Source organism: Peptoniphilus mikwangii (assembly GCF_000468535.1).
GTDB lineage: Bacteria > Bacillota > Clostridia > Tissierellales > Peptoniphilaceae > Anaerosphaera > Anaerosphaera mikwangii.
Genome location: NZ_AUQY01000002.1, coordinates 560,874 through 586,930, shown reverse-complemented (window position 1 = coordinate 586,930; position 26,057 = coordinate 560,874). Strand labels below are relative to the sequence as shown.

General features: G+C 31.7%; 25 protein-coding genes. 21 read left to right on the top strand and 4 right to left on the bottom strand.

Annotated features, from left to right (window positions below; all coding sequences use genetic code 11):
• Positions 1-155: 155 nt before the first annotated feature.
• The gene (locus tag M915_RS03155; RefSeq protein WP_036729804.1) at positions 156-650 is read left to right on the top strand and encodes a methyltransferase family protein; all 495 of its coding nucleotides are present in this window, start codon (positions 156-158) and stop codon (positions 648-650) included.
• A gap of 156 nt (positions 651-806) precedes the next feature.
• On the opposite strand, the gene tyrS is transcribed toward M915_RS03155, so the two are convergent.
• Positions 807-2,033 (bottom strand): tyrosine--tRNA ligase, encoded by a 1,227-nt coding sequence (tyrS, locus tag M915_RS03150; protein WP_036729257.1) that lies wholly within the window; start codon positions 2,031-2,033, stop codon positions 807-809.
• 315 nt (positions 2,034-2,348) lie between these two features.
• On the opposite strand from tyrS, the gene M915_RS03145 reads away from it, so the two are divergent.
• The 6 genes from M915_RS03145 to tkt all read left to right on the top strand — a co-directional run bounded on the left by M915_RS03145 (position 2,349) and on the right by tkt (position 9,913).
• On the top strand, positions 2,349-3,503 hold the full coding sequence (locus M915_RS03145; protein WP_036729255.1) for an NAD(P)H-hydrate dehydratase: 1,155 nt from the start codon (positions 2,349-2,351) through the stop codon (positions 3,501-3,503).
• Between the two features lie 64 nt (positions 3,504-3,567).
• On the top strand, positions 3,568-3,912 hold the full coding sequence (locus M915_RS03140) for a type II toxin-antitoxin system PemK/MazF family toxin (protein ID WP_009222034.1): 345 nt from the start codon (positions 3,568-3,570) through the stop codon (positions 3,910-3,912).
• A gap of 109 nt (positions 3,913-4,021) precedes the next feature.
• The gene (locus M915_RS03135; RefSeq protein WP_036729252.1) at positions 4,022-6,103 is read left to right on the top strand and encodes a DUF5693 family protein; all 2,082 of its coding nucleotides are present in this window, start codon (positions 4,022-4,024) and stop codon (positions 6,101-6,103) included.
• Entirely contained in the window at positions 6,093-7,193 is a 1,101-nt protein-coding gene (csaB, locus tag M915_RS03130; protein WP_036729250.1) for a polysaccharide pyruvyl transferase CsaB, read from the top strand. Before M915_RS03135 ends, csaB begins: the two co-directional genes overlap by 11 nt.
• A gap of 3 nt (positions 7,194-7,196) precedes the next feature.
• Positions 7,197-7,952, top strand: coding sequence for a WecB/TagA/CpsF family glycosyltransferase (locus tag M915_RS03125; protein WP_036729247.1), 756 nt, complete (start codon positions 7,197-7,199; stop codon positions 7,950-7,952).
• An 11-nt stretch (positions 7,953-7,963) separates the two neighbouring features.
• Positions 7,964-9,913, top strand: a complete 1,950-nt coding sequence (tkt, locus tag M915_RS03120) for a transketolase (RefSeq protein WP_036729245.1) — start codon at positions 7,964-7,966, stop codon at positions 9,911-9,913.
• A 62-nt stretch (positions 9,914-9,975) separates the two neighbouring features.
• Here the strand turns inward: tkt and M915_RS03115 are convergent, their stop codons facing one another.
• On the bottom strand, positions 9,976-11,112 hold the full coding sequence (locus M915_RS03115; RefSeq protein WP_036729242.1) for a YibE/F family protein: 1,137 nt from the start codon (positions 11,110-11,112) through the stop codon (positions 9,976-9,978).
• A 124-nt stretch (positions 11,113-11,236) separates the two neighbouring features.
• On the opposite strand from M915_RS03115, the gene guaA reads away from it, so the two are divergent.
• The 8 genes from guaA (at position 11,237) to M915_RS03075 (ending at position 20,001) form a co-directional block, all read left to right on the top strand.
• Positions 11,237-12,754: a glutamine-hydrolyzing GMP synthase gene (gene guaA, locus M915_RS03110; RefSeq protein ID WP_036729238.1), complete on the top strand. Its 1,518-nt coding sequence runs from the start codon at positions 11,237-11,239 to the stop codon at positions 12,752-12,754.
• 232 nt (positions 12,755-12,986) lie between these two features.
• Positions 12,987-13,745, top strand: coding sequence for an alpha/beta fold hydrolase (locus M915_RS03105; protein WP_036729235.1), 759 nt, complete (start codon positions 12,987-12,989; stop codon positions 13,743-13,745).
• A gap of 712 nt (positions 13,746-14,457) precedes the next feature.
• Positions 14,458-14,673, top strand: coding sequence for a helix-turn-helix domain-containing protein (locus tag M915_RS03100; RefSeq protein WP_036729232.1), 216 nt, complete (start codon positions 14,458-14,460; stop codon positions 14,671-14,673).
• Positions 14,666-15,706 (top strand): DNA cytosine methyltransferase, encoded by a 1,041-nt coding sequence (locus tag M915_RS03095; protein WP_036729229.1) that lies wholly within the window; start codon positions 14,666-14,668, stop codon positions 15,704-15,706. The genes M915_RS03100 and M915_RS03095 overlap by 8 nt, the downstream gene beginning before the upstream one ends.
• A gap of 2 nt (positions 15,707-15,708) precedes the next feature.
• Positions 15,709-16,794: an HpaII family restriction endonuclease gene (locus M915_RS03090; protein WP_036729227.1), complete on the top strand. Its 1,086-nt coding sequence runs from the start codon at positions 15,709-15,711 to the stop codon at positions 16,792-16,794.
• Positions 16,794-17,210 (top strand): very short patch repair endonuclease, encoded by a 417-nt coding sequence (locus tag M915_RS03085; protein WP_036729224.1) that lies wholly within the window; start codon positions 16,794-16,796, stop codon positions 17,208-17,210. The genes M915_RS03090 and M915_RS03085 overlap by 1 nt, the downstream gene beginning before the upstream one ends.
• Positions 17,211-17,292: 82 nt before the next feature.
• Positions 17,293-18,321, top strand: coding sequence for a DNA cytosine methyltransferase (locus tag M915_RS03080; protein WP_036729222.1), 1,029 nt, complete (start codon positions 17,293-17,295; stop codon positions 18,319-18,321).
• 15 nt (positions 18,322-18,336) lie between these two features.
• Complete coding sequence (locus tag M915_RS03075) at positions 18,337-20,001, top strand: ATP-binding protein (RefSeq protein ID WP_036729220.1); 1,665 nt, start codon at positions 18,337-18,339, stop codon at positions 19,999-20,001.
• A 633-nt stretch (positions 20,002-20,634) separates the two neighbouring features.
• Here the strand turns inward: M915_RS03075 and M915_RS03070 are convergent.
• Both M915_RS03070 and M915_RS07275 read right to left on the bottom strand, forming a co-directional pair.
• Positions 20,635-21,435 carry a DUF6414 family protein gene (locus tag M915_RS03070; RefSeq protein WP_200860575.1) on the bottom strand — a complete coding sequence of 267 codons (801 nt, stop codon included), beginning with the start codon at positions 21,433-21,435 and terminating at the stop codon, positions 20,635-20,637.
• A 125-nt stretch (positions 21,436-21,560) separates the two neighbouring features.
• The gene (locus tag M915_RS07275; RefSeq protein ID WP_235043755.1) at positions 21,561-21,995 is read right to left on the bottom strand and encodes a helix-turn-helix domain-containing protein; all 435 of its coding nucleotides are present in this window, start codon (positions 21,993-21,995) and stop codon (positions 21,561-21,563) included.
• 108 nt (positions 21,996-22,103) lie between these two features.
• Between M915_RS07275 and M915_RS07500 the strand changes: the two genes are divergently transcribed.
• The 6 genes from M915_RS07500 (at position 22,104) to M915_RS07630 (ending at position 26,055) form a co-directional block, all read left to right on the top strand.
• The gene (locus tag M915_RS07500) at positions 22,104-22,265 is read left to right on the top strand and encodes a hypothetical protein (RefSeq protein ID WP_162799483.1); all 162 of its coding nucleotides are present in this window, start codon (positions 22,104-22,106) and stop codon (positions 22,263-22,265) included.
• Positions 22,266-22,569: 304 nt separating this feature from the next.
• Entirely contained in the window at positions 22,570-22,785 is a 216-nt protein-coding gene (locus tag M915_RS03055) for a helix-turn-helix domain-containing protein (protein WP_036729217.1), read from the top strand.
• 183 nt (positions 22,786-22,968) lie between these two features.
• Entirely contained in the window at positions 22,969-23,115 is a 147-nt protein-coding gene (locus M915_RS07550) for a hypothetical protein (RefSeq protein WP_200860574.1), read from the top strand.
• Positions 23,116-23,393: 278 nt separating this feature from the next.
• Positions 23,394-24,566 (top strand): DUF2314 domain-containing protein, encoded by a 1,173-nt coding sequence (locus M915_RS03050; protein ID WP_036729214.1) that lies wholly within the window; start codon positions 23,394-23,396, stop codon positions 24,564-24,566.
• A 315-nt stretch (positions 24,567-24,881) separates the two neighbouring features.
• Positions 24,882-25,433: a flavin reductase gene (locus tag M915_RS03045; RefSeq protein WP_036729211.1), complete on the top strand. Its 552-nt coding sequence runs from the start codon at positions 24,882-24,884 to the stop codon at positions 25,431-25,433.
• Between the two features lie 547 nt (positions 25,434-25,980).
• Positions 25,981-26,055, top strand: coding sequence for a 4Fe-4S binding protein (locus M915_RS07630; protein ID WP_081689744.1), 75 nt, complete (start codon positions 25,981-25,983; stop codon positions 26,053-26,055).
• The last annotated feature ends 2 nt before the right edge of the window (positions 26,056-26,057 follow it).

The following is a 26,057-nucleotide window of genomic DNA, read 5'->3' as shown; positions in this document are numbered from 1 at the left end:
TCAAAATAAATTTTGTTAAATTTTGGAAAATAGATAATTATTTTATTTATACGAGATTTATATAATCAATATTTTTTAATGTCAAAATTGACAAAAAAACATTATATAATGATATAATAATGATAGATATTTTCAAAATAACAGAAGGTGATAATTTGAAAAAAGATAGAGAAAAACATTTGCCGGTAATAGGAGTAGGGCCGATTTATGTTTTAATAATTTTATTTGTAACTGTAGTTGGAATTTTGCTTTCTAAATTTAATTATATTAAAGTTATAAGTTTTGGATTTTTTAAAATTCCAAATTTAATTTTAGGAATATTTATGATTTTTATAGGGATATTTATTTGGATTAAGGCGGTTATTGTTGAAAAAATAGATGATGGAATAAAAAACAATAAACTTGTTACAACCGGAATATATGCGTGTGTCAGAAATCCTATTTATTCAGCTTTTATGATAGCTTTTACAGGGATATTATTAACTGTAAACAATGTGTTGCTTTTAGTTTTACCTGTTGCATACTGGTTATTTCTTACAATTTTTATGAAACACACAGAAGAAAAATGGCTTAAAGATTTATATGGGGAAGAATATGAAAATTATTGTAAAAAAGTAAATAGATGTATTCCATGGTTTCCCCAAAAATAAAATTCTTGTAAATATATAGAGATGAATTTAACTTAAATTTCAAATAATTCAGTTGCTGGATATATTTATAAAATAATATATGATTAAATAGATGTTTACAGTAATAGAGTAGAGACTATAAATCCCCTTGAACATATAATTCAAGGGGATTTTATATTAGATAAGTTTTACTTGATGATATACTTTTTTACCTTTTCTTATTAAAATTTTTCCATCTTTAAAATCGGATAAACTTAACATTTGGTCAAAGGTTTTAACTTTTTCATCATCAATTGTAATTCCGTTTTGCTCAATGAGCCTTCTTCCTTCAGAATTTGATTTTATAAGATTAAGTTCCTTTAAAAGCTCGACAATATTTTTTCCGTTTTCAAATTCGGATGAACTGATTTCTGTTGAAGGAATATTTTCACTGTTTATTCCACCGCTAAAAAGACTTTTTGCAGCATCCATTGCTTTTTTGGCTTCTTCTTCTCCGTGAACATCTTTTACAATTTCATAAGCTAATACTTCTTTAGCTGTATTTAATTCAGCACCTTCAAGAGATTCATATTTTGCAATTTCTTCCATTGGGAGCATAGTCAATAATTTCATAAATTTTATTACATCTCTATCATCGGAATTTCTCATATATTGATACATTTCATAAGGAGAAGTTTTTGAAGCATCTAACCAAACAGCGCCTTTTTCAGTTTTGCCCATTTTTATTCCTGCAGCAGTTGTGAGAAGTTTAAATGTCATAGAATATACTTTGTCATCTTCAAGCTTTCTAACAAGTTCATATCCTCCAAGCATATTGGACCATTGATCTGAACCGCCGAGTTCTAATTTACATCCATATTTTCTATATAAAACTAAAAAATCATAAGATTGCATAAGCATATACGCAAATTCAAAGAATGTAAGTCCCTTTTCCATTCTGTTCTTATAGCAATCAAATGTAAGCATTCTGTTTACACTGAAGTGAACACCTATTTCTCTCATAAAATCTAAGAAATTCAAATTTAAAAGCCATTCAGCATTATTTACAAAAATTGCTTTATCATCAGAAAAGTCTAAAAAGTGAGAAAGTTGTTCTTTAAATCTGCTTGCATTATATTCTATAGTTTCTTTAGTCATAATTTTTCTCATGTCGGTTTTTCCGGACGGGTCACCTATCATTGTAGTGCCGCCACCAAGTAGGGCAATGGGTTTATGTCCGGCAAGCTGCATGTGTTGCATAACTCTTACCTGTAAGAAATGACCGAGAGTTAATGAATCTGCTGTTGCATCGAAACCGATGTAGAATGGGACTGATTCTTTGGATAATAATTCTTTAAGTTCTTCGGGGTAAGTTGCTTGATCTATAAATCCACGTTCTTCTAAAATATCATATACGTTTTTCATAAATTCCTCCTTAAAATAAAAATAACTACGAATATTGAAAGGACGCTTTCGTGGTACCACCTTTCTTTGCTCGTAGCCTCTTACTGTTTAAACGCAGTTGTTTAAGACTCAGATATTGTAATTCGGAATAACCTACTGTATATCGTCATCGCCTTTATTAAATTATAAATAATATATACTATTGGAAAAAATTTGTCAATTAATTCAAAAGAAATTGTAAAATTATTTTTAAAAATTGGTTGGTTAATCTATAATATACATAGGAAATAAATTAATTTAAATTGAAATTGTCTAAAGATTTTAAAGGAGTTATAGATGGTAGGAATCGATATTGTAAAAATAAGCAGAGTTGAAAAAATATATTTAAAATATGATGAAAAATTTTTAAATAGAATATTTAACGATGAGGAAATTTCATATATAAAGTATAAAAATAACAGAGTTCAGTCTATTGCAGGTCTTTTTGCGGCAAAGGAAGCCGTATCAAAGGCAGTTGGCACAGGTATAGGTTCTACTTCGTTTAAAGACATAAAAATATACTATGAGAATTCATCTCCATATGCAATATGCAGGGGATATATATATAAGCTGAGCATATCTCATGACGGAGGATTTGCAGTGGCAGTTGCAATAAAAGATAAAGTTGCAATTGATGACGAATTTAAAGGAATTTTAAACAATAGAAATTCGGATACTCATAAGGGAGATTATGGACGTGTTGCAATAGTTGCCGGAAGTATGGGAATGACAGGAAGTGCATTTTTGGCATCAAATGCTGCGTTAAGATGTGGCAGCGGTCTTGTATATAATATAGTTCCAAGAGATATTTTGGAGATTATGAGTATAAAATATGTTGAACCTATTGTGAAGAGTTTTAATAAAAATTCGGATATGTTGGATTTTTTGAATAATATGGATTCAATTTTAATAGGTCCCGGAATCGGACTTGATGATACTTCCGAGAAAAAAGTAAAAGATGTGTTGTCATTGAATAAAAATATAGTAGTTGATGCAGACGGTCTTACTCACTTAGCGAAAAATTTGAGCGTGTTGGAAAACAGAAGAGAATTCAGTACGGTTTTAACACCTCATGTCGGAGAATTCAGCAGACTTACGGGAATATCACATGATGAGATAAATAAGAACAGAGAAAAACTTGCTATGGAATTTGCCAAGAGATATAAGGTTATTTTACTTTTGAAGGGAAACAGGACTGTTGTTACAAACGGAAAAGATATATATATAAATAAAACAGGCAACCCTTCAATGGCAACAGCGGGAAGCGGCGATGTACTTAGCGGGATTTTAGTTTCACTTGTCGGAAGAAAAATTGAATTGTTCAAGGCTTCATCTATGGCGGCAAATATACATGGAGTTGCAGGTGATCTTGCCAGAGATGAACTTTCTGAAGAATCGGTTATTGCAAGTGACATTATACTTTTTTTGTCAAAAGTACTTGTTAATTATTGACATTATCTGAGATTTTAAACTATAATGATTATAGATTCTCTTAATCTATTGAAGGTGTGATGCAATGTTAATAAAGAGAGGGGATATTTTTTATGCCGACCTTTCCCCGGTTATAGGATCGGAACAAGGAGGAGTAAGACCGGTAGTAATCATTCAAAATGACATAGGAAATAAATATTCACCCACATTAATTGTGGCAGCTATAACATCACAGCTCAATAAGGCAAAATTACCTACTCATATAAATGTTGATGCAAAGGGAGTTCCACTACCCAAAAATTCGGTTATACTCTTGGAGCAAATCAGAACAATAGATAAAAAGAGATTAAGAGAAAGAATAGGTAGGTTTGAGGGCAATATTATGAGCGAAATTGACAAAGCTATTAAGGTTAGCTTGAGTATTGTGTAGGTTATGGTACATATAATAGGCTTTTGCGGTAGTAAAAGCCTATTTTGCTGTGTAAAAATTATTAGATTCATAGTATAATTATATAAGACTAAAATTTTAAGGAGTAATTATGTTTAACAAAAAGAATATATGGATATTGTTGATTTTAATTTCAATAGTAAGTTCATTCTACTTTGTATCAGGTAGATTGAAGGCGGAAAGTAATTATAAGAATTACGATATATTAGCTGATTATGATGAATTTTCAAAAATAGGATATGATTATTTTAATACCTCAAGAGAATATTTTACCGCTCTTGCAAAAAATGGAGTAAGCAATGTCACAATTAATGAATCTACAATTAATTCAATGAAGAAAATGCAAGGTTCTAAAATAAAAACAGGACTTGTCGGAAATGATTTAATTGTAAAGGGAAGTGAAGAAGATCTCAAGTTCATAGCAAACGGATTAAAGACATTAAAAAAAGAAGAGCAGAGAAAAATAAAATTTATAGATAATAATACTATGCAAATTCAAGGTAGTCCGAAAGATATAGTAAATTATAAATCGGATGCCTATGATGTTCTTCAAAACAGAATAGGTGATGACGGTATCAGAGGTTCGGTTCTTGAATATATAGGACTTGGCTTTGATACAAGAAAGATTGAAGATGTTAAAGGAATTGAGAATCTTTCGATTAATTTAAGACCTACATTTTATTCAAGATATCAAGATTCAAGAGCGTGTATGAACAGATTTACAGAAGCAGTTGAAAAATACAATAAATCTCAAAGATATGTAGTGTTTTCAGGTAAAGAGTTCTATAAAAATTCTGAAGAAGATCCGAAAGTTCAAGATGATTTTGCATCTTGGTTAAGTAAAAATAAAATAGCTCTGGGAATGATTGAGGCATCAAATCAAAGAGGTCATTTAGCAATTGACGGTATAGATTCAGTTATAAGAAGAGATAGTATAGGTAAAATTAGAGTATTTACTACATGGGATTATATACAAAGAGAATATGACTATGCAATTCCCATGCATCACAATGGAGAAGAACTTACAAATGTGTATTATAGAGCAATATCTGAGAGAAATATTGTTGCTATATTTATAAGACCGTTTATAAAAAATGATTTAGTAATATCGGATCCTGAAAAATATGGAGCCGTTCTTGAAAATTTGCAGGACAGACTTGATAATAAAGGATATGAAGTCGGAAATGTAAATCCTATTGGAAGCTGGAATCCGAATAGAACAATTGGAATGCTTCCTATTGCAATAGGAACGGTAGCTGCAAGTATACTATTATTAAAGCTTGTATTTTCAATATCAAGCATTGCGGCAATAGTGATATTTGTAATAGGTGCTTTACTTTCTGTAGTATTTTTTGTTCTTGGTAAGATGCAATCTACCGGAACTGTTTTGTTTAATCTTGCCGCTATAGTTACCTATCCTTCACTTGCAATATGCACTATACTTGAGAATTACAACAGAATTGCAAGAAGCAGAAGAAAAGCGGGGATTGTAAAAATATTTATACATGGTTCGGCGGTTTTACTGATAAGTATATTAATTTCTATGATAGGCTCGTTTATGGAAGTTTCATTTATGAGCGGGACTAATTATCTTGTAGAATTAAATATATTTAGAGGAGTAAAAATTTCTCAGCTTCTTCCGCTATTAGTATCAATATTTATATATGCGGCATATATCGGATTTGGAAGAGAGAAGGAAACAGATGTTAAGATAAGACCATATGAAATAACAAATATGCTTTCTAAGAATGTAAAGCTTTGGGAAGCTGTTCTCGGAATTATGGTTTTGGGAATGCTTGCTGTATTTATAGTAAGAGGAGGAAATTCAAATACAAAAGTTCCGGGAATGGAGCTGTTATTTAGAAATTTACTTGAACAATACTTACCTGCAAGACCGAGAACAAAGGCAATTTTTATTGGATATCCTGCGGTAATTCTGCTTATGTATATAGCTTATAAAAAAAGAGGAAAGCTTTTAACTATATTATTGACAATTTTTGCGGCGATAGGAATGGCGGATATAGTAAATACTTTTTCTCATATTAGAACTCCGCTTACAATAAGCTTTATGAGAGTTGCAATAGAATTTGTAATAGCTTTAATTGTTTCAATCTTTGTACTTATAGCGGCAGAGCTTGTAAGAAAGGGGTACGACAAATATATTGAGAAATAAAATTTTAGTATCGGGATATTACGGATACAATAATATAGGAGATGAGGCAATATTAAAGGGTCTCGTAGACGGAATATCTTTACATTCTGATGCTGAAATTGTAGTATTGTCGAAAAATCCTGATTGGACAGAAAAAAAATATAATGTGAAAAGCGTAAATCGTTCTAATTTGTTTGAAATAATAAGCGCAGTTAGAAATTGTGATATGGTATTGTCCGGTGGCGGTTCTTTAATGCAAGATATTACAAGTAAAAAATCAATTTTGTACTATCTTGCAATATTAAAACTCGGAATGTTATTTAAGAAAAAGACATTTGTATACTCGCAGGGAATAGGACCGATAAATTTAAAAAGAAATAAATATCTCGCAAGAAACATTCTGAGCAAAGTAGACTTTTTAAACGTAAGAGATAAGGCGTCGGCAAGGGAGTTAAGAGAACTTGGAGTAAATCGAGATATACTTGTGACAACAGATACCGTATTTGGAATTAATAAACCGAATCTTGATTTTGGAAGGGACATTTTAAAAAAACTAAATGTAAGAGAAGATAAAAAGAATATTTGCTTTACAATAATGAACTGGAAGAATTATGGAGATAGGACAATTTCTGAAATAGTTTCTACTATAGAGAAGATTGTTCAAAAAAAAGACGTAAATATTATTTTTGTGCCGTTTTTTTATCATTTAGACCTTGAAATCGAGAGGAAAATTTACAACCTGTTAAAGGAAAAATATGAGAATATTTACTTGGTTGAAGAATATCTACATGTCAAAGAATATTTATCTTTAATCGGAACAATGGATATAATGGTTTCTATGAGATTGCACGGGCTTATATTTGCGACACTTATGGGAGTTTATCCGATAGGAATAAGCTATGACCCTAAAATAGATGGATTTATGAAAGAACTTGAGAGAATTCAGAGGTTTTACGTAGGAGATTTCTGCTCGGAAAAATTATCGGAAGAGGTTTTAAACTCAATAGATAATTTAGATGAACTGAAGAAAGAAACAAGAGAACATCTTAAAAAATTTTATAATTTAACTGATAAACACAATGAGGCGGTTAAGTTTGTTCTTGAGAGGTGAACTATGGATAAGGTAAGTATTTTTGGAGTAAATGTTTTTAATATAAACTTTAAAGAAGCAATAGATATAGTAAGAGGATTTTTGAAAGAAGATAAAATTCACACAATAGTTACTCCGAACACTGAAATAGTAGTAGATGCAAGAGACAATGCAAAACTCAGAGATATATTAAATTCAGCGGATCTTTCAATTGCAGATGGAATAGGACTTATATATGGTTCAAAGATGAGGGGTAAACCTTTAAAAGAGAGAGTTACAGGTTTTGATGTTTCAATGGAGCTTTTAAATATTGCGGAAGAAGAGGGATATTCTGTGTATCTTCTCGGAACTAAGCCCGAAGTTGTAGAAAAAGCATATGAAAATTTAAAAAGTACAAGACCTGAATTAAATGTAATAGGATATCATCATGGCTACTTTAAGGGAACACATCTTGGAATGGCGGGACATGATGAAGAGATGGAAGTAATAGATGAGATAAACAGACTTAAACCTGATATAATATTTTTAGGTCTCGGTTATCCTAAACAGGAACTTTGGATTGAAGAAAACGCAAAAAAATTAAATTCAAAACTGATAATAGGAAATGGCGGAGTGATAGATATAATTGCAGGAGAGGTTAAACGAGCTCCCGATATATTTATAAAATTGAATCTTGAATGGTTTTATAGATTAATTTCAGATCCGTCGAGAATAAAAAGGCAAGTTGCAATACCCAAGTTTTTAATTTCAGTTATGTTAGATAAGAATGCAGTAAAGTGAGGAGGAATATTTTGAATATTGAACAAAAAAGTGTAAATGCGATTAGAATGCTCTCTATCGATCAAATTCAAAGAGCAAACTCAGGTCATCCGGGATTACCGTTAGGAGCAGCACCGGCAGCCTATATGTTATGGAAGACAATGAAGCATAATCCAAAGGATCCGAATTGGATAAACAGAGATAGATTTATTCTATCTGCAGGTCATGGATCATCAATGTTATATTCTTTGCTGCACCTTTTTGGATACGGACTTAAATTAGAAGATTTAAAAAACTTCAGACAACTTGGAAGCAAAACACCGGGGCACCCTGAATACGGCCATACAGTTGGAGTAGAAGCTACAACAGGTCCTCTCGGACAAGGTATATCAATGGCAGTCGGCATGGCAATGGCTGAAAAACATTTGGCTGCAATATACAACAGGGATATTGAAATAATTAATCATAATACATTTGTAATTTGCGGAGATGGAGATTTAATGGAAGGAATTTCTAATGAAGCATCATCTCTTGCGGGAACTCTTGAACTTGGAAAATTAATAGTATTGTATGATTCAAATAAAATCACAATTGAAGGTTCAACTGACCTTGCATTTAGAGAAAATGTATCTATGAGATATAAGGCGCTTGGCTGGCAAACACTTCTTGTTGAAGATGGAAATAATCTGTCTGAAATAAAAGAGGCGATTGAAGAGGCAAAGAGAGAAAAAACAAGACCGACCTTGATTGAAATAAAAACACAAATAGGATACGGCTCTCCGAGAGTCGGATTATCAAAGGCACATGGTGAACCGCTTGGAGTAGATGGTGTTCTTGAAACAAAGAAATTTTTTGAATACCCTGAAGAAGAATTTTATGTAGAAGATGAAGTAAGATTACACTATGAAGATATAAATAAAGACTTAGTATTTGAATATGAAAAAGAAAAACGAGTTGAAAAACTCTATGCAGAAAAATATCCGAAGGAATATAAGGAGCTTGTAGATTCATTTAACGGTAAATTCAATTTAGATTTTCTTGAAACGGAAGAATATTTGAAGTTTGAAAAGGATATGGCTACAAGGGCATCTTCAGGAGAGGCGTTAAATAGAATTGCAAAAGAATTCAATCTTTTATTTGGAGGCAGTGCGGATTTAGGCCCGTCAAATAAATCCGTGATGAATAACTCGGATAATTTCAGCAGTACTAATCCAAAAGGAAATAATATAAACTTTGGAATAAGAGAACATGCAATGGGAGCTATTGTAAACGGAATTATGCTTCATGGAGGACTTAGAGGATACGGAGCTACATTTTTAGTATTTTCAGATTATATGAAACCTGCAATTAGACTAAGTGCACTTCAAAATCTTCCTGCAACATATATTTTAACTCACGATTCAATCGGAGTAGGAGAAGACGGACCTACACATCAACCGATAGAACACCTTGCCATGTTAAGGTCGATACCTAATAATATAGTTTTTAGACCCGCAGATGCAGTAGAGGCGGCAGTCGGCTGGTCAGTTGCAATGAAGTCTAAAATGACACCTGTATGTTTGATTCTTTCAAGACAGACTTTAAAAAATCTTGAAAAATCATCAATAGATGCTGCAAACGGAGCATATATTGTAAAAGCTGAAGAAGATGAACTTGAAAAAATTATAATAGCAACAGGTTCTGAAGTTTCACTTGCAATAGATGCCGCAAAAGATAAAAAGAATGTTCGTGTAGTAAGTATGCCTTCAGTTGAATTATTTGAGGCACAGAGCATAGAATATAGAGAAAATATAATTCCGAGCAGCTGTGAAAAAAGACTTGTTGTGGAAGCTGCAAGTTCATTTGGATGGTATAAATACGCAGGAACAAATGGAAAAATACTTTCGATAGACGAATTTGGAGCATCAGGAGAAGGCTCTAAGGTATTTGAACATTTTGGGATAACAACTGAAAACATTAAAAAAACAATAGAAGAGCTATAAGAAAATTCCTTTGCAATATGTTGCAAAGGAATTTTTTATAAATCATATTAAGTGTGAAAAACTTATTTATTTGAATTTTTTTCTATTAAAAAAGCGGCAATTAAAGCTGTAATCGGGATTGATAAAATAAGACCTATACTACCCGATAGAGAACGTACAATTTCAGTTGCAATTACATCGAGATTTAAAATTTTAAAATTATTTTCCTGATAAATTATTACAAGAAGTATCAGTGGAAGAGCACTGCCCATATATGCAAGGATTAAGGTATTACTCATAGTTGCCATAATATCTCTGCCGACATTCATTCCGGATTTAAAAAGTTCTTTAAATCCAAATGACTCATTTGCTCTTGAGATTTCTTGTATAGAAGATGAAACACTCATTCCAACGTCCATAACAGCGCCTATGGAACCCCAAATTATACCTGCAAATAACAGCTCGCCGGGATCTAAAACAAGATCATCCGGAAGATATAGAAGCATCTGAGTTTCATCTAATGAAAGACCGGTGAGATGAATTTTAGTTCCTACTAAAAATGCAATTACACCGGCAAGAATGGCACCGAAGCTTGTGCCTAAAATTGCACTGATAGTTTTTAAATTAAAACCTCCGACAATTAAGAGGGATATAAATGATATAATAAATGAACTTATTACAGCAATTAGAATTGGGCTGTGACCCTTAATAATAAGAGGAATAGAAACAAAAAATATGATGACAAGAGTTATGATTAAAGATACTATTGTAAGAAGACCCTTCTTTCTTCCGACAAATAATAAGATTAAAATAAAAACTCCCATCAATATATAAATATAATCAGTTCTTAAATAATCACTTACACTATACACATCATTTCCGTCCATGTCCTTATCAATGGATATTAATACTTTTTGATTTACCTTTAAATCTAAATTGGTATTTAAATAAGTGGACATGTAATTTATTACATTTATAATTTTTCCTTTATCATTTCCGGAAAGAAGCTTTACTTTAATATTTTGGGCCATGTTTCCATATTCGTCAGGTTCTTCTTTATCATCAACACTAATTATAATGGCCTTTTCATATCTTGCATCTTCAAAACTCTGTGTGACATCTATATTTTTCATTGCATTAAAAGAATTTGCAAAACTATAGCTTGGAAAAATGAAAACTATAGTTAAGAGTATAAGCAAAAATAAACTTTTGAGCTTCATTTAATCACCCCACAACTATTTTAACATTAATATATAAAAAATACATAAATAGATGGCAAACACATTAAAAAACAATGAAAAAATTTCAAAATTATCATATAATATAAAAAAGGAGGTAGGGTATATGATTTTAGTCGTAGATTTTGGAGGACAATACAACCAATTAATTGCAAGAAGAGTAAGAAATTTGAATGTATATTGTGAGGTTGTACCTTATAATAAAGCTCTTAAGAGTATAGATGAAAAAAAACCGCAGGGAATTATATTTACAGGCGGACCTAATTCAGTATATGAAGAAAAGGCACCGCAAATTGAAAAAGAAATATTTGAGAGAAATATACCGATACTTGGATTGTGCTATGGAATGCAAATAATGGCACATACACTTGGAGGAGAAGTAAAACCGGCAAAGCAAAGAGAATTCGGAAAAACGGTTCTGAATATAAAAGATTCTTTGATTTTTAATGGCATACCGAATGAAAATTACGTTTGGATGAGTCATGTGGATAGAGTGGAAAAATTACCGGAAGGATTTGAAACAATAGCCAATACTGATAATTGTCCTATAGCAGCTATGCAAAATAAAGAAAAGAAACTTTATGCATTACAATTTCATCCGGAAGTAAATCATTCACAGTTTGGCAATGAAATGCTTAAAAACTTTATAACAGAAGTTTGTAAAGTTGAGCAGAATTGGAATATGTCAAACTACGCAAAGATGGCAATAGAAGAAGTTAAAAATAAAGTTGGAGACGGAAAAGTATTACTTGCACTATCAGGAGGAGTAGACTCATCAGTAACAGCGGCATTACTTTCAAAGGCAGTGGGCAGCAAACTTACATGTATATTTGTAGACCATGGCTTAATGAGAAAAAATGAAGGGGATGAAGTTGAAGCTGCATTTAAAAATTCCGGAATGAATTTTATAAGAGTAGATGCTGAAGATAGATTTTTAAATAAGCTCAAAGGAGTAACAGACCCTGAGGCAAAAAGAAAAGCAATAGGCGAAGAATTTATAAGAGTATTTGAAGACGAAGGAAGAAAAATTAAGTCTGTAGATTTTCTTGCACAGGGAACAATATATCCGGACATAATAGAATCCGGACTTGGAGATGCGGCAGTTATAAAATCGCACCACAATGTAGGTGGATTACCGGAAGTAGTGGATTTTAAAGATTTGGTAGAACCGCTTAAAATGTTGTTTAAAGATGAAGTGAGAAATTTAGGTAGAGAACTTGGACTACCGGACTACTTAGTAGATCGTCAGCCTTTCCCCGGACCTGGACTTGGCATAAGAGTAATTGGAGAAGTAACAAAAGATAAGCTTGATATATTAAGAGATGCAGATTATATCTTCAGAGAAGAATTAGAAAAAGCGGGACTCGGAAAAGAAATAAATCAATACTTTGCTGTACTTACAAATAACAGAACAGTAGGAGTAATGGGTGACTTTAGAACATACGATTATACACTTGCACTAAGAGCAGTAAAAACAACAGATTTTATGACTGCTGATTGGGCAAGAATACCTTACGAAATATTGGATAAAGTATCAAATAGAATAGTAAACGAAGTAAATAATATAAATAGAATAGTCTATGATATAACAAGTAAACCACCGGCAACAATAGAGTGGGAGTAACAGCAACAAATATATTTCTGCTATAAAACCCTTGAAAACAGTCAGATTCATCGATTAGGCGTTGCCGAAAACTCCTGAGTGATACTATTTTGATACTAAAAAGTTGAAAAAGTAGGTTCAAAAGGGAGTTGTTGAATTTAGGTGAATTCTTTAGAAAGCCTTCCATCGTTTTGGTGGGAGGCTTTTGTGAAAATAGTGAGTAACAAATTAGAATTTGCAAAGGATGACCGACATGACAATATATGAATTTGGAAAAGGGAATCAAAAGACAATAGTATTAGTTCATCCATCAATGGTGATGTGGGATTATTTTGAGTATGTTATTCCTCTTATGAAGGATAAATATCATCTTATTATACCTGCACTGCCAGGTTATGATACAAAGCAGCGCGGAGATTTTACGAGTATTGAACAGATTGTAGCAAAGCTTGAGGATTGGCTGAAGGCTAACGAATATGCGGAGATTGAGTGTATCTATGGGTGCTCTATGGGAGGAAGTATAGTCACAAAAATTCTTGCTAATGGAAAAATAAAAGTTAATCATGCTGTTGTCGATGGTGGAATCACTCCGTATCAGTTGCCATGGGTGATTACAAGATTCATTGCAGTTAAAGACTTTCTGATGATTTCGATGGGCAAAATAGGTGGGCTGAAAATTCTTGAAAAAGCCTTCGCAACGGATGAGTATTCGAAGGAAGATTTACAGTATGTTGCTAAGGTGATGAAGATGGTTAGTTATAAAACCATCTGGAGAACATTTGATTCTTGTAACAATTATTCTATGCCAAGTTCTATAGATATAGATTGCAATAGTATTGAATATTGGTATACAGATAAGGAAGAAAAAAAGCGCAGGTTGGATATTAAATACTTCAAAGAGAATATCCCACAGACAACATTTAGGCAGTTTAAAAATGTTGGGCATGCAGGTCTTGCTACACTGCATCCGCAGATGTTCGTTGATGGAATAGAAGCGATTTGTAGCAGATAACTCCCGGTTTGTATAAATAATCGAACAGTATAAAATCTAAGCACATAACTTTAAGAGTGAAATCTTTCAGCCATGTGCTTTTTCTTTGCCTATTTTATATCCGGTGGAATCTTAGCGGATATACCCTTTCTATAGAATTTTACATTGCTTTCTTCAGAAGGGACATAATCTTTTTCAGACTGTCAGGATAATTAGCCTTCTAATCCTGCAATGCTTCTTTAGCTGGTGTATTCAGGATCTTCATCATTCAGGATAACAGGTCGTATATTCACTTCAATACTGTCATCCAGCTTAAAAAATTGCATTAAATCATGTCCGTATAGGGATATAAATCTTATGAGTAAATAGATATTTTTCTTAAACAATTTCCACACTATCCGATAAAAATCTTTTTAGGAAAATAAAAGAGTATTCTAAAGCATTGTAAGTTAAATAATATGAGATTGCCAAGAAACATAATTCATTATCGGCGCAGTATGAGGAATTATAACATCTGAAAGTTAATATGAATGATTATTTTGGTAAGGAGAGAATTACAAACAAAAAATCCAAAGAAAGTATTGTTAAGCAAATCAATGATATAAGAGAAATTGAAAATCATAGTTGCAGCAGAAAGGGATATTGAGAGAGAAAAGGAGATTTCATTTCATGAAAAAGAATGCTATAATATTGTATAGAATTTCTATGCAAATAAATAGGAAAGAGGAGTATTATGAAATTCTCATATAACAAGTTATGGAAGTTGTTAATCGACAGAAATATGAATAAAGGCGATTTGCAAAAATTGATAGAGACCGGACCGTCTACAATTTCAAGAATGGGACGTAATGAACCTGTAAGGCTTGAAATATTAGGCAGGATATGTGATAAATTGGATTGCAATATTGAAGATATTATTGAATATGAAAGAGGTCAAAAGGATGTATAAATCAATTGATTTATTTGCAGGTATTGGTGGTATAAGGCTTGGTTTTGATCAGGCATTCGGAGATGATATTAAAACGGTTTTTATAAGTGAATGGGATGAGAAAGCAGTAGAAACTTATAAAGCTAATTTTAATGACGGTATTGATGTAATCGGAGATATTACTAAAGTTAATGAAAAGAATATTCCTGAGCATGATATATTACTTGCAGGTTTTCCTTGTCAGGCGTTTTCTCTTGCAGGGCATAAGAAAGGATTTGAAGATGCAAGAGGCACGTTATTTTTTGATGTTGCGAGAATTATAAAAAGACATAAACCTAAAGTTGTATTCTGCGAAAATGTAAAGAATCTTGTTAATCATGACAGAGGTCGCACATTTCAAGTAATAAAAAATATTTTAGAAGACTTGGGTTATGCAGTATTCTATAAAGTTTTAAACAGCAAAAATTTCGGAGTTCCACAAAATAGGGAAAGAATTTATATTGTAGCTTTCAGAAAAGATATTGCATCTGAAAAATTTATTTTTCCTGAAAAAACGGATGACACTAAAGTTATAAAAGACATAGTTGAAGAAGATGAAGTATCTTCAAAATACTATTTATCCACCGTCTATTTGACATCATTAAAAAGACATAAAGAAAGACATGCGTCAAAGGGAAACGGTTTCGGATATGAAATCAGAGAAATTGATTCTGTAGCAGGAGCTATTGTATGCGGCGGAATGGGAAGAGAGAGAAACCTCATAATAGATGAACGCTTAACCGATTTTACCCCTGTTACCCATATAAAAGGGGAAGTTAACAAGGAATATATCCGTAAAATGACCCCGAGAGAATGGGCAAGACTTCAGGGATTTCCGAATGACTTCAAGCTGGTAGTTGCTGATACACATTTATATAAACAATTCGGTAATTCGGTAACCGTACCGGTTATACGTGCGATTGCAGAACAGATAAAGAAGTATCTTGAAAAAGAAAAGACGGAATCAAAACAAAGAGAAGAAATACATGAACAGGTTGCTACTGTGTGGAGGTAATTATGCTTACAGGAAATAAAGGTGAATGGTCGGAAATATATGTTCTGTTAAGACTTTTGGCTGACGGAAAAATATATGCTGCCAACAGCGAATTGAATAAATTGGAAGATGTGTATTTTCCTATTATTAAAATAATCAGAGAAGAAAATAAAGGTGAAATCAAAGAATATGCTGCCGGAGAAATAGTATCTATATACATTAACAGATCAAAGGTAAAGGAATTGCCTGCAAGTGAATTTGAAGCGGAATCTGAAAACTTATTAAATGAAATAAACAGCAAAGCTTCAAAAGGAGCTTTTTCAGTAGAAAGCACACAGAATTTTATGGATAAAATTTTGTGCTATAAGCTTTCTGCACCTGCAACGGATAAAAGTGATATCACAGTAAAAATAATTGATATAAACACCGGGTATAGTCCGACCGTGGGATTCTCAATAAAATCTGAATTAGGATCATCTCCCACTTTGTTGAATGCGGGAAAAACTACAAACTTTATTTATAAAATAAGCCATAATTATCCTGATTTGGTTAGAGAGACGAACGAAATATGTAAAGTAGCAGGCGGCAAAAATCATACAGATGTCAGAGGACGTATAAATAAAATAATTGAAGAAAACGGAACTTTTAAATATTGGAAAATGAACAATCAAATTTTTGAGGATAATTTGGTGTTGATTGACAGCAATATGGATAAAATTATCGCCGAAACTCTTTTATATTTTTATAAAGACGGAATCAGTAACTGCGATGAGATGGTTGAAAAACTTGAACGGGAAAATCCTATGAACTACGGTAATGTAAATGCTTATAAGTATAAGTTCAAGAAATTTCTGACGGCTGTAGCATTGGGAATGAAGCCTGCTACAGTTTGGGACGGTTTAGATGAGGCTACAGGAGGATACATTGTAGTTACAAAGGAAGGCAATGTTCTTGCATATCATATATATAACAGAAATTATTTTGAAGAATATTTGTTGAAGAATACAAAATATGAGACTGCATCCACATCAAGGCATGATTTCGGGGAAGTATACAGTGAAAACGGAGAAGAATTTATAAAACTTAATTTGCAGGTGAGATTCAGATAATGAAGAAAAATAAGCCTATGACCAGAAGTGAAAACATGGCAAGAGTTAAAAGTAAAAACACAAAGCCTGAAATTTTTTTGAGAAAACTTTTATGGCATAGGGGATTCAGATATAGGGTAAATTATAAGAATTTACCGGGAAGTCCCGATATTTATTTATCAAAACATAAGACAGCTATTTTTGTAAACGGATGTTTCTGGCATATGCACGAAAACTGCAAATACTCATCTATTCCAAAGAACAATCATGAGTTTTGGAAAAATAAGCTTGAAGGAAATGTTAAAAGAGATAAGAAAAACTATGCTAAACTTGAAAGTATGGGCATTAAAGTGATAGTGGTTTGGGGATGTGAAATTAAACAGATGATGAAAGACGAGATAAAAATAGAGAATTTATTACATACTATTTTGTTATAATAAAAACCTCATTTAATGAAGAAGCCAGTGTGATTATAAATAAGATTATTAAAAAAGTAAATTGAAGGAAGGGAAGGCAATTATGACATATGGTGTTATCGATCTGTTCTGTGGCGTGGGAGGATTGACATGTGGGCTTGAAAAAGCAGGTCTAAATGTAGTGGCAGGATATGATTTAGATGCTACGTGTGAATATGCATATAACCATAATAACAATGCAAAATTCATTAACAATGATATAAAAGACGTGTCGGGAAAAGAAATAAAGAAAATATTGCAGGGATACGATATAAAAATACTCGCAGGCTGTGCCCCGTGCCAACCTTTTTCAAGACATCAAAAAGATAAATACAACAGAAAAAAACATAAAGACTGGAAGTTGCTCTATCAATTTGCGCGATTAGTAGAGGAGGTGAAGCCACAGATTGTTTCAATGGAAAATGTACCTGAATTGGTTAAAGAGCAGGTTTTTATGGATTTCATTAATATATTAGAAGAACAGAATTATAATATTACTTATAAAATAGTTAATGCTGCTGATTACGGAATTCCACAAAGACGAAAAAGATTGTTGCTTCTTGCATCAAGTGAAAAACAAATAAAACTTATTGAACCTACGCATAAAAAAGCAGTTACCGTAAGGGAGGTAATAGCTGGTCTTTCTCAAGTTGGAGCAGGTGAACCTAACAATACGGATAAACTTCATGTTGCATCCTCCCTTTCTAAGAAGAATTTGGAGAGAATAAGGCATTCTATTCCAGGTGGTACTTGGAAAAATTGGCCAGAAGAATTGATTTTGAACTGTCATAGAAAAAAATCAGGACAGAGTTATTCTTCTGTCTATGGGAGAATGAGCTGGGATGATGTTGCGCCTACTATTACTACACAATTCATTGGATATGGAACAGGGAGGTTTGGTCATCCAGAGCAAGATCGTGCATTAACACTAAGAGAAGGTGCGATGTTACAGACATTTCCTGTAGATTATTCTTTTATCCCGGAAGGGGAGAAGGTTGTTTTAAAGAATATTGCTCGACATATAGGAAATGCTGTTCCGCCTAGATTAGGAGAAATTGTAGGATTAAGTATAATAGAACACTATGCTAAATGAAGGAGAGAGCCTGATATGGAGAAAAAATTAACATTTAATATCTCGTTAAGTGTATTGAATCATTTGGGGAGAAACCTATATAGAAACGTTATTACAGTATTGGGAGAAGCTATATCAAATTCTTGGGATGCCGATGCTAGTAATGTTTGGATTACAATTGATAAAGAGCATAATTGTATGACAATCGTAGATGATGGAGATGGAATGAATTTTGATGATTTTCAAAATAAATTTTTGAAAATAGGTTATTCAAAAAGAAGGAATGGAAGATATAGAACTCCAAGTGGTAGACCGTTTATAGGAAGAAAAGGGATCGGCAAGTTAGCTTTATTGTCTTGTGCAAAAAAAATTCACGTAGCATCTAAAACAAAGGAAACCGCCCTTGTAGGAGGTATAATTGATAATTCCAGTTTAGACCAAGCGATTACAGATGATTTAAATTCACAGGAATATATACTTGGGAATCTTACATCTAAAGTTTTATTATCTGCAGATATAATAGAAAAGGGAACTTATATTTTGTTTGAAAATGTTAACGAGGGAATTACCAATACTGTAGACTATATTAAAAAATCAGTTGCATTATATTTTAGATTTTCATTAGTAGATAAAAATTTCAATATATTCGTTAATAATGAAAAGATTGATGAAAAAATGCTTGGGGAATTAGCAGAGGGTACTCAATTTCTTTGGAAAATTGATGATATAGAAGATCCGTTTATTAAACAGTTATCTCTTGAAAGCAAGCCCAAAATACTAAAACCAAAGATTAATATAAAAGGTTATATTGCATCAGTTGATAAACCTTCAAAACTTAAAATACGTGGTACTCAAGAGAAGGTAAGTATTGATCTTTTTGTAAATGGAAGACTGAGGGAAAAAGATATACTGAGACACATTCCGACTTCTCGAATTGTTGAAAACTATGTATATGGTCAAATTCATTTTGATGATTTAGACTCAGGGGGTACAAAAGATATATTTACAAGTAGTCGAGAAGGGATTATTTCTGATGATTTATGTTATAGAAAATTTCTTGGTGAGATTGAAAGATTGTTTAAGAATATTATGGATGACTGGGATGAATTAAGACGTAAAAAGGGAGATGATGGCGATCCTGATAATATGAAAATTACCCATAAGGCAAGAAAAGCTCAGGAATTATTTAATACAACTTTTAAGGAAATGAAAGAAAATCATAAAAAAGATGAGAACCATAAAAAGAAAAAAAGTAATTATGTAGATAACTGGATAAAGGAATTATCAGGGGAGGCAGAATACAATATTCCATCATATGTAGAATGCTTTATTGCAGAAAATCTTTTACGAGAGTATATAAAATATAATAAAATGAAGCTCTCACAGGAGGCTGTTAGTGAAGCAAAAAAATGGAAAGAAAAAGAAAATGAAAATAAAGGAAAAGCAAATATCAGTTATGAAATCAGAAAATCAATGGACGATATTTACTATCTGGATATGAAATATTTATCAAATTTTATTGACAAAGCATTAGATAAGAATAAAGATCCAGCTTTGAGTCGTTCATCTGATATATATAAGCCTGTCAGGGATGCTGTTGGACATACTTCAATTATAACATCAATAGCAAAACTGCAATTGTCAATTGAACTAGAAAATATAAAAGCTAGAGTGATGAAATTGATGGATGATGTTGAGTAGTAGTACTTTATAGAATTTATGGCAACCCAAAAAAGAAGTTATTGCATTAGGTCAAACTTATTTTAGCGATACAGGTATATTGAAAAAGAACATGGAAGATTTTAAAAACAAAAATCAAGAGAAAAAATTCTAATACTGGATAAGTAATGCAACATAATGATTAAGTATATCCGTGCTTGCAATATGCTTGCAAAAAATCGGATAAACAGAAATAAACTAGATAATAAGGCTAAATCCGATAACAAAAACCTTGATTTTATGCCATTTATACAAAACAATATCAATGGACATATTGAGTTTGAGTAGAGTATATTTTTTCAAAAATGGCTTATTTTCAAGGCTTGTAGCCCGTTGAAACGAGCGACTGGGACAAAATTGGGTAAAGATTTCAAAAAGAATAAATCTAATAATAGTTTCCAGTGGCTTTACAAGAAAATACAAAAAAATTAGACCGTAGCTTGAGTGCTTCGGTCTTTTTGTGTCTATTTGAAAGGGAGTATTACTTCAATTAATTTGGATTTGTTAGGCAGTATCTCAACTACTTAAGTTCTTATAAGTATGATTAAGTTAAATATAGATAGCGATTGGGATAATCATAATAACCGGTGCATTTATGACGGTCTTAATACCACTTTAACCAACAAACTGAATTAATGATGGATCAGAAAATACATCTTGAAATTCCTTCATTTTATCTAATTGAAGTTTAGAGAAAACAGTATTCCTAAGCAGGCTTATTTCGCCATCATCCATACAAATTTGAATAACCTTACCTAATATTTTGTAGTTCCCATCAGTAACTTCGCTCATATTATTATTTAGAAAGTAATTTTCATCTGTTGGAAGAACGATGTTTGTACCATCCGCTTCGCAAATTATATCTTTTTTTCCATCTGCTTGTAGACCTTTAATCAAAGCGTCTATTTGGGAATTGAATTTGTTATCTGCCATAAACTTATCTTTTTTGCTTTGAGGCTTCTTAGACTTGTTGTCCGTAAATAAATTTGCCAACGCCATAAGTTCTTTCAAAGCAGACAGCATATCAATAACGGGATTATTTTTTAGAGTTCCTTGAACTTCTACAAAATCACCAATGTTTAAATTTTTAATATCGCGATTTATTAACTTCGCATCTTCTAATTGCTCCTTAAGCTGCTGGAACAAAGAAACAGGAGTATGCGTTCTTTCCTCAACAACAGTCTCTCCACTACTTGAATTACCTTTATGATTTCCGCGAATTCCTACATTCAAAAAAGCAAACAGATTATTTGTGCCTATGTTTGCCTCTATATCATCTTCTCGATTTTTGTTTTTTGAAGTTTGAACATTTTTAACCTTTGCAAAACCATCTTCAATTGTCGCCAACATATCAAATACAATTTTTGTATTAAGATATATTGGTATTGTAAGTTTATTCTTTTCTATTTTATTCATCAATATATAACCACCTTCTTTTACTACATTACTCGAAAGATATCTTGCCCCATCCAAAAACTAATTTGATTATTATTTTATCTATGTTTCTTTAAAAACCGCGATTTCTTAGGAAAAGACAACTTTCAATCTTCAAATTTTTCATCGGAGATTTCTCCGTTATAGTGTTTCTTTTTCATTTCGTCCCATTCTATTAAAAAATCATCAAAATGTGGATTATGCGATAGAAATGCAGTAGGCTCGCCATTTCCTACAATGGGACGGAACTTCATTTCCTTTTCATAGTCAAAGATGATATGCATGATTTCAAAAATAGAATTCGGATCGTGGTCGATTAAGGCAGAAATATCACAGTTAAGTGCATCTGCTATTTTTCTTAATTGTTCATTATTTGGAGTTCTGTTTCCAAATTCATAATTACAAATTGCAGCATCAGTCAGTCCGGACATAATGGCAAGTTCTTTTTGTGTTAGTTTCCTAAACAAATGAATTTGCTTTAATTTCTTACCGGAAATTATTTCAGGACTTCTCTCTTTAAAATTCTTATTATATTTTATCATGAATCTACAATAACACAATAGAAGTGTTATGTTTATAATCAAAAATAAGCTTGTAATATCAACTTGTATAGAACTATAAAATTTGTAATGAAACTTGGTAGAACATAAATGAACTATTATAATACGGAAATACAGTTCAAATATGAACTGTTAAAACGCAAGACATTTAGATTGACGCTCATCCTATCTCAAGACATTGATGCAGAACCTTGCAAAATCTATGAATTGAAAGGATGGCTAAAAATGCAAAAGAAGTTCAAGATTTTTTGAAAGTCATCAGAACGATAGCATATCAGTTAATAAACGAAATGAATCAGGAACTTGAGAAATTTATACGAAACATTATTCATTGCTACAAATAACTTAAATCAGATTGTAGAAAATGATGAAATGAAAAAACTATTGATAAAATTTCAAAAGAACAGTGGAAGATATATTAATTATTGTTGAAGAGGAAGAAGTAAATTTTGGTGTTAAGACATACACATTTTAAATTTTGTCACTTTTAAAAGAATTATAAAAATGTTATAATATATAAAATAACTTCATAAACTTATAATTAAGGAGTGAAAATATGAAGGTAAGTTATAATGGATTGTGGAAAATTTTAATAGACAAAAATATGAATAAAAAAGATTTGGCTAATGCTTGCGAATTATCTCCTGCAACCATATCTAAAATGGGCAGAGGAGAGTTTGTTAGCATGGATGTTTTGTATCGTATCGGAACAAAACTGGATGTGGATTTTGGAGATATGGTTTCGATTATAAGCGAATTTAAAGATAAATGACTTTGAAGTTTTCAAAAAAGAGATTAAGTATATATTATTTTGAGGTCACAATATGTGACCTCAAGTTAGATAAGAGGGTTGAGGTCATAAACTATGACCGATTAAAGGATAAAAGCTTTGGTATTACGAAAATATAAGACAAAGGCTTGATTAAAAAGTCTGTTAAATAAAGTTAGGTAGAGTATGGCGAATTTATCCAAAATCAAACGTGAAAAAATGCTTGATTATCTTGAAAAATTAAAAGAAATCAACAACTATGGTGAAAATATTTGTGCTATTACAGAGATAGAAAATGCACTGAATGAAAAGAAATACGGATTAGTATGGTAAGAACATTCCGAAAAAAATCGATGAAATGCTATAACATAATATTCCAATCTTTGTGGAAGAAGAAAGAAAAATCACAACAAATGAAAATGAAGCATATAACTTTTTGCTTCAGAGCGATAATCTCCATTCGTTAAAACTTTTGGAGAAAGCACACAATAGTAAATTATCTTTCAGACATGGAATATTCCTACGAAAATTACCTACTGATTATTGATGAAAGACGTAAATTGCTAAAAGGAAAATTGGTTAATGAACTTATTTAATCTCAGGGGGATAAAATGACACAATTAAGTGAAAGAGAATATGAAAATTTGGCTAATGAAATATTTCCTGGTTTGGCTATGTATGCTCGAGATTTGAATTTAACTGAAAAACAGATGAAGCAGTATAGAGTTGGTGAAATAATCATGGAACGAGGATTTACAGATGCAAGCAATCGTTTCATGGGAATGGTAACTACTCATAGAATTACTATTTTATCAAATCACATGAATGATTTTAGCCGGTTTGAACATGGAACAAATTGGGGTTTGTTTGTTGCCAGAAATAATGCTCATTTTAAAGTATTAGATACATATGAAATTAAAGGGAAAACCCAAATTTTATTATTACATTTGCCGGATGATTATAGATGGAGATATTTTTCTGATATTACTTTTTCGATAGAAGATGATTTGATAAAAGCTTCTAGGAAACGATTTGAAAATAAGGCTTTTTCCATAGTACCGCACGAACTTGCAAGTAAGAATTGGTTAGATAGATGTTGTTTGCCATTAGGGATGAATGAAGATGGAGATCTTTTTGATATTGAAATAAGATTAGAAGACCAAAAAAGAAAATTTACCGGGGCTTCATTTAGAGAGTTTTATCATAAGTTTGTATATGTTGATTGTAGAAAATTAATGGATAAAATTATGCCGGATTTGATTGAAAAAGAGGATACAGGGTTAATTTTATATGGATATATTGATGAGCAATCTGGATTATCATTTCAACCTATATGTATAGCTCAGGAAGGCAAGTATGGATTCATAACTCGATACATAGGTGGTGACATTATGTATGTGATTCATTCGGGAAATTTAGAAAATAATAATTATTGCAGCCTGAATTATATTAATCTAGATAGAAGTAATTTTGATGAATTTGAAAAAAATATAATTGAAATATATGATACTAGAAATTTAAATAAAGAAAAAACAAGAGAGATTTCAGGTCTGGACCAATTTAGAAATAAGGATTATCCGGATAATTTTCCAGTGGTTATATTTAATGAAAATGAAAAACCTGAACAAGTTTGGGTACGAATTTCTAAATTTGATAATGGAATAATGACAGGGACATTACTTAATGAACCATTTGGAAAATTTGATATAAAACTAGGAGATGAAATAAAATTTTATTTTCATGAAATAGAAAAAGATAAGTTGATATTAATATCTCCACAATAGAATATAAGGATTTTTTTATAAGAATTAAAGGAAAAAAATAATAAATTAATTATAAAAATATTTGAAGGCATCTTTGAAGAAGGCACCTTATTTGTTTAAAAATTTCATAAAACTGGTTACAAAAAGAGTCAAATTTTCACTATTAAAGTGTAGGGAGAATTTAATCCTTTAGATTTTGAGATAGAAGAAGCTTCTATTCCACCAATAAGTTAAGATAATAAGAGTATCTATAAAGAATTAAATTAAGAAAAGCAAATTGAAATTGTAAGATAGTATGTAAAAGAAAAAAGTGGTAATTTGTAGAGGTAGATAAATATGGAATTTGAGCAGAAAGATTATAAAGTTTTTGAGATGTTTAATAAGGATTGGGCACTTGTTACTGCAGGAAATAAATCTGATTATAATTCTTGTACGGTTTCATGGGGGAGTCTTGGGAATATTTGGAATCATGTGGAAAAAAACAGGCCGATTGTTACAGTTTATATTCATCCTGCACGATACACCGGTGAATTATTAAAGAAGTATGATATATTTACAGTTAGCTTCTATGGTAAAGAATATAAAAGGGCACTGGCATATATGGGTTCACACTCAGGATACAACGAGAACAAAGTGATAGGGGCGGGATTGACGCCTGTTGCTGTTGGTAAGGGTATAACTTATGAAGAAGCAAAACTTACACTTCTTTGTCATAAATTATATATGCATCAGTTTACCAAGGATGATTTGGCTGATGAGATTAAAGAATATTATGCAGAGCAACCGAAAGTGTATCCCAATGTTACACCTGATGGAACGGAAGATGATTGGGAACCTCATTATATGATTATCGGGGAAATCATTGAAATCAAAGAGTCTATGAAATAAATCTCAGTTTTATGTTATTTGATTTAGGTAAATGACCTGCCTGAACCATAACTATAAATCAAATTCCATTTTGTATAAATAATCGAACAGTATAAAAATCTAAGCACATAACTTTAAGAGTAAAATCTTTTGGCATGTGCTTTTTCTTTGCTTATTTTATATCCGGTGGAATCTTAGCGGATATAGCCTTTCTATAGAATTTTACATTGCTTTCTTCAAAAGGGACACAATCTTTTTCAGGCTGTCAGGGTATTTTTTTCTTCCAATCATGTAATGCTTCTTTAGCTGGTGTATTCGGGATCTTCATCATTCAGAATAACAGGTCTTTTATTCACTTCAATAGGGAGGCATTTATTAATATAGCGAAAAATTTAAAATCTATCAGAATACGACAATAAAATGTCGGTTTATATTATATGAATGCCTCAAATATGATACAATAACTACATTAAAGGATGATTACGATGAACGAATATATCGAATCAGAGATGCCGGAGTTAAAAGAAAGCAGTAAGTAATATTATGTTAGAAGGAATATTTAAATAGTATAAGAAATAATTATTGTCTATACTGTGGAAATTGTTTAACAGTTTGTCCGACAAATGAAGTGAAAAGAAGGTGAAG